Here is a 13,911-nt window from a genome sequence, read left to right as displayed (position 1 = left end):
GGGTCCGGGCCCGCCTTCGCGGCCGGAACCCGAGCGGGGGCCGAGCGTCGGGCCCCGGGCCGGGCGTCGAGCCCCGGAACCGGGGCCGCGCGGGTGTCCGCCAGCCCCGGTTCCGGGCCAGGGGCCCTCGGGGGCGCCTCGGGCTCCCGGGGCACGGGTCAGTGGGGCAGGGCCGGCACGCGGACGGGAAGGTCGAGGGAGGACATGTCGAAGACCGAGCCCGTGCGCGCCGCGAGGTCGCACGCGTTGGCGAACGTGTGGCCGTACTCGATCCGGTGGCCCGTCCACTGGCCCCGCGCGGAGACCGTGACGGGCTGGTAGATCATCGGGCAGAGCATGTGCCGGGCCGGGATGCGGCCGACGTCGCCCTGGGCCGCCTCCAGTTCCCCGCACGCCTTCGCGGAGCGGGCGCGCCCTCCGGGCAGGTCGCACATCAGGAGGCTGCCGTGGACCTCCCGCGTGCGCGTGTCGCCCTTGGCGACGGTGAGATAGAGCCACTTCCCGAAGCCGAGGTGCCCGGGCAGGGCGGGCGCGGGCGTCGCGACGAGCAGGGCGCTCGCGGCGAGCAGGGTGCCGCGCAGGGCCAGGATCTTCTTCCTCATGGGGTGTCCATCGGCAGCCGGGCCCGGCGACCCCAGCGGGAGTCACCCGAAGAGGTCAGTCCACCGCCAGGCGGAACGCCATCGTCCCGAAGCCCACCTGGTCACCCGCGCGGACGAACGCCGCGCCGATCACCCGCCGGCCGTTGACGGTCGTCCCGTTGGTGGAGCCGAGGTCGCGCAGCACCCACAGGCCGTCCTGCCGGGACAGCTCGGCGTGCACCCGGGAGACGGTCTCGTGGCAGAGCCTGAGACCGCTCGCGGGGTCGCGGCCGATGAGCAGCGTGCGGGCGCCGTCCGACGCGGGCAGCAGCAGCTTGGGCAGCCGCTCCGCCTGCCAGGCGCGGCGCAGCCGTACCGTGAATCCGGACACCGCCTCCACGGCGCCGAACACCAGCCGCGACCAGCTCCGCTCGGCGGGCAGGTCGGCGGTGAGCGCGGCCAGTTCGTGCGGCTGCCGCGCCGCCAGGACCAGTTCCATGCGGTGGACGAACGTGTCGTGCGTGAGCCGTCCCAGCGCGACCCCGTCGCGGAGCACCTTCAGTGCCCTGTCGCGCTCGGCGTCCGTGAGCCGCGCGGGATACGTGTGGAACTCAAAAGATGACGACACGGATGTGATTGTCGGGCAGGTGGCCCGGAGTGTCCAGGAAACGCCGGACGGCGCCTCCTTCGTCCGGAGGGACTCGGTGGGGGGAATAGGGCGGATCCGGGGGTGCGTCGCTCGCCCGTGCAGCACCATGGACGCGCTGCATCCCGATGAGCAGACGAGGGGGTACGTCCGTGCGGTTCGAGGTGTGGGCACCGAAGGCGGGCGCGGTGACGCTCCACTGCGACGGCGCCACGAGCACGTTGGAGCGGGACGCGGGCCGAGCGGGGTGGTGGACGGGCGAGGCCCGGGCCGGCGACGGCACACGGTACGGATTCGCGGTCGACGACGGCCCCGTCCTGCCCGACCCGCGTTCGCGCCGCCAACCGGACGGCCCGGACGGACTGAGCGCCGTGGTCGACCAGGAGGCGTACGTCTGGAGCGGCCCGTGGGCGGGGCGCGGACCGGCGGGCGCGGTGCTCTACGAGCTGCACGTGGGCACGTACACCCGCGAGGGCACGCTCGACGCGGCGGCCGAACGACTCGGACATCTCGCGGAACTCGGCATCACACACGTGGAGTTGATGCCGCTGTGCCCCTTTCCTGGGCGGCACGGCTGGGGGTACGAGGGGGTGTCCCTGTGGGCGGTGCACGAGCCCTACGGCGGACCCGAGGCGCTGAAGCGGTTCGTCGACCGGGCCCATGCCCTCGGCCTCGGGGTCGTCCTGGACGTGGTGCACAACCACCTCGGCCCCTCCGGCAACCATCTGCCCGCCTTCGGCCCGTACTTCACCCAGACGCACCAGACCCCCTGGGGCGCGGCCGTGAACCTGGACGCACCGGGTTCGGACGAGGTGCGCGCGTATCTGATCGGCAGCGCCCTGGCCTGGCTGCGGGACCACCGGCTCGACGGACTGCGCCTGGACGCGGTGCACGCGCTGTGCGACACCCGCGCGACCCACTTCCTCGAGGAACTGTCGGCGCGGGTGGACGCGCTCGCCGCGGAGACGGGCCGGCCGCTCTTCCTGATCGCCGAGTCCGACCTCGGCGACCCGCGGGTCATCACGCCCCGCGCGGAGAACGGCCTCGGGCTGCACGCCCAGTGGAACGACGACTTCCACCACGCCCTGCACACCGCCCTGACCGGCGAGTCCCAGGGCTACTACGAGGACTTCGCGCGCGCACCCCTGGCCGCCCTCACCAAGACGCTGACGGGCGGCTTCTTCCACGACGGCACCTACTCGACCTTCCGCGGCCGGCGGCACGGGCGCCCCCTGGACCGTACGAAGGTCTCCGCGCACCGGCTGCTCGGCTACTCCCAGACCCACGACCAGGTCGGCAACCGCGCCCAGGGGGACCGCCTGGCGGCGTCCCTGTCGCCGGGGCTCCTGGCGTGCGCGGCGACCCTGGTGCTCACCGCCCCGTTCACCCCGATGCTGTTCATGGGTGAGGAGTGGGCCGCGGGCACGCCGTGGCAGTTCTTCACCGACCACACGGATCCCGATCTCGCCGAGGCCGTGCGGCGCGGCAGGCGGCGGGAGTTCGCCGCCCACGGCTGGGCCGAGGAGGACGTGCCGGACCCCCAGGACCCGGCGACCCGGGACCGCTCCTGCCTCGACTGGACCGAGCCCGGGCACGGACACCACGCGCGTGTGCTCGCCTGGTACCGGGATCTGATCGCCCTGCGCCACGCCCAACCCGACCTCGCGGACCCGGACTTCGAGGACGTGAAGGTCTCCTTCGACGAGAACGCCCGCTGGCTCGCCTTCCGCCGGGGGGACGTCCGGGTCGCGGTGAACCTCGGCAAGGAGCCGGCCCGCGTCCCCCTGGGCCTGCGCGACGCGCGCGTGCTGGCCGCCTGGGAGCCCCTGGCGCCCCTGGACGAGGACGGGGTGCTCGACCTGCCGGGCGAGTCGTGCGTGGTGCTGGTCCAGGAGTGAGAGGCGAGGGGTGAGGGCCGGGGCGCTCTACGGTGCTTCCTCGTCGGGGAGTTCGGGCAGTTCGGTGACCCGTTCCAGCATGATCGACTCCCAGGCGTGGCGCAGCCGGGCGCGCAGCACCGGGGGCGGGGTGCCGTCGCCCCGGCCCTCGAACGCCTCGGCGAGACGGACGAGGGCGTCGCAGCGGGCCAGCCACAGCCCGCGCAGACAGGGCCGGGCCCCGTAGTCGGCGAGGGTGGCGGCCCGCACCGCGGCCGGTGAGCCCAGGGCGGCGGCGAGGGAGGCGATGTCCTCGGCCGGGTCGCCGAGGACGGCGTCCGCCCAGCCGAGCACACCGCGCACCCGGCCGTCGGCGCTCATCACGAGGTGGTCGCCGCCGAGGCCGTGGTGCACCAGGGCCGCGGCCGCATGGGCGGTCAGCTGCCGGGCCGCGGGCAGGGTGAGCTGTGCGAGCCGGGCGGGATCGAACTCGTCCCGCTCGGCCAGGAGCGCGGCGGCCGCGACGGCCGCGCTCCGCACCGACTCCAGCGAGCGTGGCGCGCGACGCGGCACCCCGAGGCCCTCGGCCTGGCGCACGGGCACCCCGCGCAGCCCGGTGAGCAGCGCCGCGAGGTCCGCCTCTCCGATCGCCGACACGGCGGGCCGCTCCGCGGTGCTGCCGGACAGCCGGGTGTCGAGGGTGTACGCGAGCCCGGCGGCCCACTCCCCGCGCGCCACGCTCTTCGGCACGGCCAGGCCCGTGTACGGCCGGACCAGGCCCCGCAGGCGCAGTTCGCGGTGCTGGCGCGCCGAGGCGTCCGCGTCGAGCGCCAGCCGCAGGACGTGGCGGGTTCCGACCCACCAGGTGGCCTGCCCGCCGCTCGCGGCCACGGGCGTCACGGCGGGCTCCCCGTCCTTGTCCCCGCCCGGCGGGAGCAGGGAGCGGACCAGTCGGCGTACGGTCTCGGCCGTCGGTGTCGGTGCCTGGGTCATGATCGCGCCGTCGTCAGTCGACCGTGGCCAGCTCGCGCGAGGTGTTGTTCAGGCGGCGCCCGCCGTCCTCGGTCACCGTCACGATGTCCTCGATCCGGACCCCGAAGCGGCCGGGCAGATAGACGCCGGGCTCCACGGAGAAGCACATGCCGGGGACGAGCGGCTGCTCCTCGCCCTCGATCATGTACGGCGGTTCGTGCGTGGTCACCCCGATGCCGTGCCCGGTGCGATGGATGAAGTACTCGGCGTACCCGGCGTCGGCGATGACGGCGCGGGCCGCCCGGTCCACGTCCTGGCAGGCGGCGCCCGGCCGGACCGCGCGGAAGCCGGCCTCCTGCGCCGCGCGCACCACGTCGTGCACGGCGCGCTCCTCCGCGGTGGGTTCGCCGACGTGGACGGTGCGGGAGGTGTCCGAGCCGTAGCCGTGTTTGAGGCCGCCGAAGTCGAGGACGACCATGTCGCCGCGCTCGATGACCCGCTCCCCCACCTCGTGGTGCGGGTTGGCGCCGTTGGGGCCCGAGGCGACGATGGTGAAGTCGACCTGCGAGTGGCCGTGCCGCCGCAGCAGGGCGTCGAGGTCGGCGGCGACCTCGCGCTCGCGGCGCCCGGCGAAGCCCACCGTGCGGATCTCCTCGTAGGTGGCGTCCGCGGCGGCACCGGCGGCCGCCAGACGCTCCAGCTCCGCCGCGTCCTTGACGGCCCGCAGCATCGGCAGGGCGCGGGTGAGCGCCACGTGGTCGACGTCCGGGAGCCGTTCACGCAGGCCCAGCAGGTGCATGGCCCAGGCGTTGTCGCTGATGCCGTAGCGGCCGGTGGAGCCGAGCAGGGCGGCGGACACCTCGTAGGGGTCGTGGCCGTCCGTCCAGTCGCGCAGGGTCAGGGCCGGGGCTCCGGCCGCCTTCGCCGCGTCCGGGGCCTCCAGCGTCGGCACGACGAGGACGGGTTCCTGGCCGGCCCGCAGCACGAGCAGGGTGAGGCGCTCGGTCTCTCCCGGGCGGTATCCCGTCAGCCACACCAGGTCGGGGCCGGGAGCGATCAGGAGTCCGGCGAGCCCGGCCGCGTCGGCGGCCTCGGTCGCCCGTCGCATCCGGGACGCGTAGTCCTCGGCGGTGAAGGGCGCGGGGGTGCCTGTCATCCATGTCCTCCGAGGTCGTCCGGGTCTCCCAGGTCCACGGGCAGCATCCTGCCCTTCCGCCCCGTCGGACGCGAGCCGATCGCGTACGTGGCGGCGGAAGGTTCCGTATGTGCCGGCGGCGCCCGGTCGCCCAGGGGTGCGGCGGCCGGGCGCGGCGCCGGCGGGGTCAGGACGCCACCGTCACCGCCCGCCGGCTCGGCGCGGCGGCCGGGACGGGCACGGACATGGCCAGGTCCGGGACGAAGCCGTGGACGCGCCGGGCCAGGTCCTGCGCGCCGTAGCGATGGCAGCCGCGGTGCCAGTTGAGGATGCCGGACATGTAGTTCTCCAGGTCCGCGACATAGCTGTCCATGATCGCGCGGGCCTCCTCGGACAGCTCGAAGTCGGCGTAGATAACCGGCAGTTCATGGGCCGCCACATGCTGGAACTGCTCCATGCGCTGGGTCGTCAGGTCATGGACGACGCCCAGGGCCGTCGGGTAGTCGCAGCCGAAGAAGTTCTGCACGACGAGCACCGCGTTGTGGAACTCGCCCTCGTACTGGATCTCCTTCTGGTACGAGAAGATGTCGTTGACCAGCATCGCGTAGTCGATGGCCGCGTTCTCCAGGGCGCGGACCGGTCCGCTGCGGTAGACCTCCGGCGGGACCTCGGGGCCGTGCCCCATGCGGCACAGGTTCTTCGTGAGGTCGGCGCCGAAGGTGGCGCGGCGCATCTCCAGGTAGTCGACGGGGTCCGGGACCCGGTTCTGCGTCTGGTTGGACAGCTCCCACAGCCAGCTCTCGGTCATCGCGTCCACGGCGGCGCGCAACGAGGCGCGCTGCTCCGGGGTCATCGCGGCCGTGGTGCGGGCCCACAGGTCGATCAGGCCGCGCTCCATGGCGTCGGCGGGCAGGGGCGGTTCCTCGCCGTCGAGCGGCATGCACGCCGACAGCCGCTCGGTGTGGACCCTGGCTCCGGCGAGGTCGCGGCGGCCGCCGAAGACGAGCGGGTAGTAGTCGTCCCCGTAGGTGCCCCAGGCCAGCCACTGGGAGCTGAGGTCCAGCGCCTCGGGGGTGGCGTCGGGGTCCAGGCCCGCCGCGCACAGCGGAAGGTCGGCCGCCGCCAGTTTGTCCTCGTCCCAGACGCCCTCCTGGAGCATTCCCGTGCGCCACATCCAGGGAGTGAGGCGGTCCCGGGCGCCGTCGAGATGGGGGCTGAGCTCGACCTGGTAGGGCATGTGGAAATCCGGGATCAGCGAGGGGCCCACCTGCTGGAAGGGGACGTGGGTGTACGCGCGCAGCCGGGGCGCCCCGGCGTCCGCGAGCAGGGCGCGCACATCGGCCGCGCTGGTGCCGGTGCCGGGCAGCCCGAGGGGCCGCTCCCTGGACCGGACGCCCTTGTTCATGTAGCGGCTGGACTTCGTGTGCCACTCGTGGCCGCCGGACTGCCAGTGCTGAAGGCCCTGGGTGTAGGCGGCGACGGCCGCGACCTCGTCCGGGGTCAGGCCCTTCTCCAGGGCCAGCGCGGGCACTTCGGTCACCGCGGTGTGCTCGAACTGGTGCAGGCGGGAGGTGAGGACGTCGTTGACCGCGTCCGCGGCCTGCTGGGTGGTGCAGCCGAAGAAGGTCTCCAGGACGAGGACGCCGTTGCTGAGTTCGCCCTCCTGCTCGACCTCGCGCTGGTAGGAGAACAGGTCGTTGCGCAGATGGACCGCGTCGGAGAACGTCTCCATCAGGACGCGCAGCGGCCGCGACGCGGCGACGCGGTCGGGCACCTCGGCGGTCGCGTACTCGACGAGTCCGGCGGACCAGGGGGCGCCGCCCACCTTGCGGCGCATCTCGATGTACTCGACGGGGTTGGCGATCCGCCCCTCGTTGATGTTGGACAGCTCCCACAGCGACTCGTTGAGCAGGTGCTCGGTGGCGACGGCGAACCGCCGGCGCCAGTCCAGGGACATCGAGGGGACCGTGCGCGCCCACAGGTCGGCTAGTCCGGCCTCCACCGGGTTCTCGGGCTCCGGCACGGGGGTGGCGAGGTCCAGGGGCATGAACCGGGGCAGCCGGTCCAGGTGGGCCTTGCCGGCCGCGCGGTCCTGGGTGCGTTTGAAGGCCTCCAGGAAGTGGTCGTCGAAGAAGAACACCCACACGTACCAGTCGGTGACCAGGGAGAGGGCCGGGCCGTCGCAGTCGGGGTGCGTGTAGGCGCACAACAGCCCGTAGTCGTGCGCGTCGAGGTCGTGCTGCTCCCAGACGCCGGAACCCTCCAACATGCCCATCGACCGCGCCCACTGCGTGGAGTGGGCGCGGGCCTCGTCGACATGCGGGTTCAACCGCGCCGGGTACGGCATGTAGAAGTGCGGGAGTTCGAACGGCTGCGTCATGGCCGGGCCCTACCCGTGGCCCCGGCGCGCCATCCGCACGGTGACACATGGTCACACCATCGCGTGAATCGGAGGCCGAGGGGAACCCGGTGCCCGCCCGTCCCGTGCCGCACGCCGCACGCCCGGTGCTCCGCACGCCCCCTTGCCGACGCCCCCGCCCCGGGCCACCTTGGTCGCATGACCTCCTTCGTGCTGCCTCATGAGGTGCACGGCGACGGCGCCCACAAGGTGTTCGCCGTGCACGGCTGGTTCGCCGACCGGACCGCGTACGCGCCGGTGCTGCCGGACCTGGACCGCTCGACCTTCACCTACGCCCTGGTGGACCTGCGCGGGTACGGGGCGGCCAAGGACGCCGCCGGGGCGTTCGGCACCGCCGAGGCCGCCGCCGACCTGCTGGAGTTGGCCGACCGGCTGGGCTGGGAGCGGTTCTCGGTCGTCGGGCACTCGATGGGCGGCGCGGTCGCGCAGCGGCTGCTGGCACGCGCGCCCGAGCGGCTGCGCAGGATCGTCGGGGTCTCGCCGGTGCCCGCCTCGGGGCTGCGGATGCCGGTCGAGCAGTGGGAGCTGTTCACGAACGCCGCGCACCGGCCGGAGAACCGGCGCGTGATCATCGACATCACCACCGGCGGCCGGGCGCCCGCCGCCTGGCTGGACCGCATGGTCGCCCGGTCGCTGGCGCTGAGCGACGCCAAGGCGTTCCGGGCCTGGCTCGACTCCTGGGCCGCGGAGGACTTCCACGCCGAGGTCACCGGCGCGGCGGTGCCCGCGCTGGCCGTCGTGGGCGCGCTCGATCCCGCGCTGTCGGCGGGCCTGCTGCGGGAGACCTGGCTGCGCTGGTATCCGCACGGCTCGCTCGTCGAACTGCCCTCTGCCGGCCACTACGCGATGGACGAGTCCCCGCTCGACCTCATCCGCGCCGTGGAGGACTTCCTGCGCGCCGACGACGCGGAGCGCACCCCCGCGGCGGCGGGGTCGGCCGGCGAGACGTCCGAGGTGTGAGCACCCGCGTGCCCGACGTCTTCGATCCTCGGCGGTACGCCGAGGGGGTTCCGCACGCGGCGTACCGCGCGCTCCGTGACCACCACCCGGTCTCCTGGCAGGGCGAGCCGGAGGTGCTCGGCTGGCCCGCGGGCCCCGGGTTCTGGGCGGTGACCCGCCACGCCGACGTCGTACGCGTGCTCAAGGAGGCGGCTGCCTTCTCCTCGCACCTGGGCGCCACCCAGATCCGCGACCCCGATCCGGGCGACCTGCCGTTCATCCGCCGCATGATGCTCAACCAGGACCCGCCGGCGCACGGCCGGTTGAGACGGGTGGTCAGCCGGGCCTTCACCCCGCGCCGGATCGACCGCTTCGCGGAGCTCGCCCGCGACCGGGCTCGCGCCCTGTTCGCCCGCGCGCTGGAGCGGGCGCGGGACGGCGACGGCTCCTGCGATGTCGTCGCCGCCGTCACCGACGACTACGCCGTCCTCAACCTGGCCGACCTGCTGGGCGTGCCCGCCGGCGACCGCGGCCTGCTGCTGGACTGGACGCGGCGCGTGATCGGCTACCAGGACCCGCACGAGTCCGGTGGGACACGGACCGACACGGCGGGCCGGCCCGTGGACCCCCGCTCGCCGGGGGCGCTGGGCGACATGTTCGCCTACGCCCGGCGCCTGGCCGCCCACAAGCGGGACCATCCGGCCGACGACCTGCTGACCGCGCTCGCCACGGACACCGACATCACCGGCCCCGAACTGGAGATGGCCTTCTTCCTGCTGACGATCGCCGGCAACGACACCGTGCGCGGCGCGGCCCCCGGCGGCCTGCTCGCGCTGGCGGAGCATCCGGCGGCGTACGCGGAGCTGCGCGCGGGGCTGCACCCGCTCGCCTCGGCGGTGGAGGAGCTGCTGCGCTGGCATCCACCGGTGCTGAGCTTCCGGCGGACGGCGGTCAGGGACACCGAGGTGGCGGGGCAGCCCATCCGGGCGGGGGACAAGGTGGTCGTCTTCCACGCGTCCGCCAACCGCGACGACCGTGTCTTCGCCGACCCGGACCGGCTCGACCTGTCGCGGGCGCCGAACCCGCACGTCTCCTTCGGGGACGGCCCCCACGTCTGCCTGGGCGCGCACTTCGCCCGGCTGCAACTGCGGCTGCTCTACGAGGAGGCGCTGCGGGTGCTGCCCGCGCCCCGTCTCGCCGCGCCGCCCGACAGGCTGGTGTCGAACTTCGTCAACGGCCTGAAGTCGCTGCGGCTCCAGCTCAGGTGATCCGGGGCGAGGCGACCTGGATCAGGGCGTGCGCCCCGCTCGTACGCCACCGCTGCTCCTCGGCCGCGACCAGCGCCGCCTCGGTGTCCGCGTCCAGTCCCACGATCACGTCGGACTTGAGGGTGCGCAATGCCGCGACCGGACCGGGGAAGTAGGCCGTGGCGTCCTCGAAGGGTGTGGTGGGCGGATGGTGCCGGTCGCCCACCAGGCGGCGGTAGTTGAGGTCGCCCTTGAAGATCGTGAGGTCCATCGCGGCGAACTCCGTGCGCAGGTCCTCGGGCATGTCCGCGTACGGCAGCGGGGCGCAGGAGAAGGGATGGGCCCGCACCTCCAGGCGTCCGTCGGCCATCGCCGCCCACAGGCGCTCCCCGGCGCCGGTGGCGGCGCCCTTCGCGGCGGTCAGCCGGCGCACGGCGTCCACGACGTCGGCGGTGGTGGCGTCGGAGATGTAGTAGGGGTGGGCCTTCACCTGCAGCACGGCCCGCCGCGCCCGCCCGTGGCGGATCAGGTGGTCGAGCAGGAGCAGGTCCGGGATCAGCTCGCGGCCCGCGTTGTCGGCGACCAGGCAGACCGTGTCGGCGGGCAGCAGCGCCCACAGGGCCTCGGTCTCGTCCGCGACGAGCCGGCTGACCGGCGCGGGGGTGCCGGGCGCGGAGAGGCGGAAGCCGAGGTCGGCGCGGTTGCCCCAGAGCGCGCCGCGGAGGAGGGCGTGCGCCTGCTCGTCCAGGGGCTGCTCGGCGAGCCGGTCCAGCGCCGCCAGTTCCTCGTCCGTCTCCGGGGAGTCGAGCTCGGCGAGCTTGAAGGGCCGGAACGGGTCGAGGCCCTGCCAGGCGCCGGGTCCGAAGTAGCCGACGGCCTGGAGCAGGCTGCGGTAGAAGTAGCTCTCGGACCACAGGAAGGGCACCTCGAACCAGGAGCGGCCCAGGTACTCCCGGGCGCCCCAGCGCGCCCACGTCTCGTCGGCCTCGGTGCCGAGCGGTCCGATCACGCCCTCGGTGGCGCACAGCAGCAGTTCCTCGAGCGCGCGCCGCTGCCCGGGGCCGTACGGGAAGGCCTCCCGCACGGCGCGGATGAGCGCGGGGTGCCGTGCGGCGAGCACACCGCGCGGGAACGAGCCGGGCTGGTCGGCGAGGATCACGGGGGCGTCAGGCATGGTCTCGGCTTCCTGGGGGGCCGGTCGTGGTCCCCGGGGGCAGGTCCACGTCCTCGAACCGCTCCTCGAGCTGCTTCGCGTAGCCCGCCTCGGTCCACACGAGCTTCTTGAACTGCTCGGGCGTCAGCAGACCCTGCCACGGAGTGCCGCCCGCGCAGAACACCGACGCGCATCCGGGGCAGTAGTACGCCGATCGCCACAGCGCGTCGGCGCGGGGCTCACCCGCCGTCACCAGGGCCCGGTCGCGGCCCTCGCCCCGCACCACGACGATCGTGCCGACCAGCAGCAGCACGGCCAGCAGCGATCCGCCGATGGTGTAGAGCGGCTTGCGGCTCTCGACGCCGCTGTAGGCGAGGGCGACTCCGACGCCGACCATGACCATGCCCTCCAGGAAGTGCAGCCATCCGTCGAATCGGGAGGCGACCTCCGGGGTCCGGGCCAGCCGGTCGGCGAGGCCGTCGCGCATGGCCGTGCGATCGGCGCAGACCTCCGGGACCGCGCGCACCCCGGCCGCACCGCAACCCGGACATATCACTTCAGCAGCCCTTGGGGCGCGCTCCGTCGTCATGCGCGTACGGTATCGGCCGCCGGAATCCCGCCCTACGATCACGAGCGGTCGCCACCGGATGGCTCTCCGCGCCCGACACGCCCGGCGCCGCGCGCTGTTGCGCCCGATGGGAGCCCGGGTTGCAATCAAGTGTGAGGCTCTTCGGCCACGGCGAGCCCCCCGGCCGCCCCGCCCCAGGTACGGGGGCCGGCCAGAAAGGGCTCAAGAACGACGCCCTGGGCATGTTCTCCTCGGTCGTCATCGGGCTTGCCTCCACGGCGCCCGCCTACAGCCTCGCCGCCACCCTCGGCCTCATCGTGGCGGCGGTCGGGCTCCAGGCGCCGATCGTCACCATGCTGGCGTTCGTCCCGATGCTGCTGATCGCCTACGCGTTCCGGGAGCTGAACGCGAGCAACGCGGACTGCGGGACGACCTTCACGTGGGCGACCCGCGCGTTCGGGCCGCGGACCGGCTGGATGGGCGGCTGGGGCATCATCGTCGCCAACGTCATCGTCATGGCGAGCCTCGCCCAGATCGCCGGAACGTACAGCTTCGCGCTGCTGGGCATGGACCGGCTGGCCGGGGACCGGCTGTGGACCACCGTGGCGGGGGTGGTGTGGATCGCGGTGATGACCGCGGTCTGCTACGTCGGCATCACCTTCTCGGCGGCCGTGCAGCGCTGGCTGCTGTGCCTGGAGGTGGTGATGCTGATCGTGTTCGCCGTCGCCGCGCTGGTACGGGTCTACACCGACGCTCCCCCGACGGCGATCCATGTCTCCGCGTCCTGGTTCAACCCCTTCGAGGTGTCGTCGCTCAAGGCGCTGACCTCGGGAATCCTCGCGGGTGTCTTCATCTACTGGGGCTGGGACACGGCCGTGTCGATCAACGAGGAGACCGCCGACAGCACCCGTATCCCCGGGCGCGCCGCGATCGTCTCCACCGTGCTGCTGCTGGTCATGTACGCGCTGGTGTCCACGTCCGCGCAGGCCTTCGCCGGGGTGGGCACCTCGGGCACGGGTCTGGGCAACGCGGGCAACTCGGGCGATGTGCTCTCCGGGCTCGGCCAGGCGGTCTTCGGCAGCCGGGACACGGGGCTGCTGCTGTCGAGGCTGCTGGTCCTGATGGTGCTGACCTCAGCGCTCGCCTCCACCCTGACCACGATCCTGCCGCTGGCCCGGACCGTGTTCTCGATGGCGGTCCACAAGGCGGTGCCCTCCCAGTTCGCCCGGGTGCACCGCAGGTTCCTCACCCCGACCTGGTCGACGGTCGGCATGGGAGCGCTCTCGATCGCCTTCCTCGTCCTGCTGGCGTCGTTCAGCGAGAACTTCCTGGTGGACTCGGTGGACTCGGTCGGCCTCGCGATCACCTTCCACTACGGGCTGACCGGCTTCGCCTGCCTCTGGTACCACCGCTCGGTCCTCACCCGCAGCCCGAAGGACCTGGTCTTCAAGGGTGTCCTGCCCGGGCTCGGCGGGCTGATCATGCTCTGCCTGTTCCTCTACGCCGCCTACGTCTACGCGGCCCCCGGGTACGGGGCCACCACCGTGGACCTGCCGCTGATCGGGCCGACGGGCGGGGTGACCGTCGTGGGCCTGGGCGCCCTGCTGATCGGCCTCGCGCTGATGCCCGTGATCACCCGCGGGCACTCCGTGGCCCTCAAGCTGCAGCGCAGCCTGCTGCCGCAGGGGCTGCCCCGGCAGACGGCGGTCGACTCGGCGAGCCGGTACCTGCCCGCCGACAGCGGTTCGGGCGTGGGCGGCGACTGGTTCGACGTGATCCCGCTGTCGGGGGCGCGGGTCGGCCTGGTCGTGGGCGACGTGCTCGGCCACGGGCTGCGGGCCGCGGCCACCATGGGCCGTCTTCGCACGGGTCTGCGGGTCCTGGCGCGCCTGGACCTCGCCCCCGACGAACTCCTGGCCCACCTGGACGATCTCGTCAAACAGACCGCGGACGAGAGCGAACCGCTCCGTTCCCGCGCCCTCGGCCGGCAGCACCACGACGGCGAGGCGCAGGGGGTGACCTGCCTGTACGCCGTGTACGACCCCGTCTCGGGCCGTTGCAGCCTGGCGCGGGCCGGACAGCCGGTGCTCGCGATCGTGGATCCGCAGGGCGGTGTCGCCCGCTTCCCCGACCTGCCACCGGGGCCGCCCCTGGGTGTGATCGGTCTGCCCTACGAGAGCGCGGAGCTGCGGTTCCCGCCCGACAGCCTGATCGCGTTCCTCACCGGCGGACTGCTCCAGGCGACCGCCCGCCGGGACGTCGCCCTCGGTCACCTCGCGCGTGTCCTCGCCGACCACCACGCATCACTCGAAAAACTGTGCGACAAAGCCGTCGCAGCGCTCCTGCCCGGCCCCGTCGACGAGGACGCCACCCT

Annotated in this window: 11 protein-coding genes; 4 read left to right on the top strand and 7 right to left on the bottom strand. The window is 73.7% G+C overall.

The genetic code is table 11. The annotated features are described in order from the left end of the window. Positions 1 to 158 precede the first annotated feature (158 nt). Together AB0C59_RS33585 and AB0C59_RS33580 are read right to left on the bottom strand one after the other, a co-directional pair. Positions 159 to 602 carry an SSI family serine proteinase inhibitor gene (locus AB0C59_RS33585; RefSeq protein ID WP_363011417.1) on the bottom strand — a complete coding sequence of 148 codons (444 nt, stop codon included), beginning with the start codon at positions 600 to 602 and terminating at the stop codon, positions 159 to 161. Between the two features lie 55 nt (positions 603 to 657). Beyond that, positions 658 to 1,209, bottom strand: a complete 552-nt coding sequence (locus tag AB0C59_RS33580) for a DUF1707 and FHA domain-containing protein (RefSeq protein WP_363011415.1) — start codon at positions 1,207 to 1,209, stop codon at positions 658 to 660. A 170-nt stretch (positions 1,210 to 1,379) separates the two neighbouring features. Here AB0C59_RS33580 and treZ point away from each other — a divergent pair, with 170 nt between their 5' ends. Beyond that, positions 1,380 to 3,125 (top strand): malto-oligosyltrehalose trehalohydrolase, encoded by a 1,746-nt coding sequence (treZ, locus tag AB0C59_RS33575; protein WP_363011446.1) that lies wholly within the window; start codon positions 1,380 to 1,382, stop codon positions 3,123 to 3,125. 27 nt (positions 3,126 to 3,152) lie between these two features. On the opposite strand, the gene AB0C59_RS33570 is transcribed toward treZ, so the two are convergent. The 3 genes from AB0C59_RS33570 to cyc2 all read right to left on the bottom strand — a co-directional run bounded on the left by AB0C59_RS33570 (position 3,153) and on the right by cyc2 (position 7,591). After that, the gene (locus tag AB0C59_RS33570; protein WP_363011413.1) at positions 3,153 to 4,097 is read right to left on the bottom strand and encodes an aminoglycoside phosphotransferase family protein; all 945 of its coding nucleotides are present in this window, start codon (positions 4,095 to 4,097) and stop codon (positions 3,153 to 3,155) included. 13 nt (positions 4,098 to 4,110) lie between these two features. Further along, a complete protein-coding gene (locus AB0C59_RS33565) occupies positions 4,111 to 5,232 on the bottom strand; it encodes an aminopeptidase P family protein (protein WP_363011411.1) in 1,122 nt (373 codons plus the stop codon). A gap of 166 nt (positions 5,233 to 5,398) precedes the next feature. Then, the gene (cyc2, locus tag AB0C59_RS33560) at positions 5,399 to 7,591 is read right to left on the bottom strand and encodes a germacradienol/geosmin synthase Cyc2 (RefSeq protein WP_363011409.1); all 2,193 of its coding nucleotides are present in this window, start codon (positions 7,589 to 7,591) and stop codon (positions 5,399 to 5,401) included. Between the two features lie 177 nt (positions 7,592 to 7,768). Between cyc2 and AB0C59_RS33555 the strand changes: the two genes are divergently transcribed. Further along, entirely contained in the window at positions 7,769 to 8,590 is an 822-nt protein-coding gene (locus tag AB0C59_RS33555) for an alpha/beta hydrolase (protein ID WP_363011407.1), read from the top strand. 8 nt (positions 8,591 to 8,598) lie between these two features. Continuing rightward, positions 8,599 to 9,837: a cytochrome P450 gene (locus AB0C59_RS33550; RefSeq protein ID WP_363011405.1), complete on the top strand. Its 1,239-nt coding sequence runs from the start codon at positions 8,599 to 8,601 to the stop codon at positions 9,835 to 9,837. Here the strand turns inward: AB0C59_RS33550 and AB0C59_RS33545 are convergent. Continuing rightward, positions 9,830 to 10,990 carry a damage-control phosphatase ARMT1 family protein gene (locus AB0C59_RS33545; RefSeq protein WP_363011403.1) on the bottom strand — a complete coding sequence of 387 codons (1,161 nt, stop codon included), beginning with the start codon at positions 10,988 to 10,990 and terminating at the stop codon, positions 9,830 to 9,832. The genes AB0C59_RS33550 and AB0C59_RS33545 overlap by 8 nt on opposite strands. After that, positions 10,983 to 11,558 (bottom strand): hypothetical protein, encoded by a 576-nt coding sequence (locus AB0C59_RS33540; RefSeq protein ID WP_363011401.1) that lies wholly within the window; start codon positions 11,556 to 11,558, stop codon positions 10,983 to 10,985. Before AB0C59_RS33540 ends, AB0C59_RS33545 begins: the two co-directional genes overlap by 8 nt. A gap of 131 nt (positions 11,559 to 11,689) precedes the next feature. Here AB0C59_RS33540 and AB0C59_RS33535 point away from each other — a divergent pair. Further along, positions 11,690 to 13,911: amino acid permease (locus AB0C59_RS33535; protein ID WP_363011399.1), on the top strand; the 2,222-nt coding region annotated here is incomplete at its 3' end.

The organism is Streptomyces sp. NPDC048664, assembly GCF_040650555.1.
Taxonomy (GTDB): domain Bacteria; phylum Actinomycetota; class Actinomycetes; order Streptomycetales; family Streptomycetaceae; genus Streptomyces.
The sequence above is the reverse complement of the archived record's forward strand: the minus strand, read 5'-3'. Positions and strand labels throughout refer to the sequence as shown.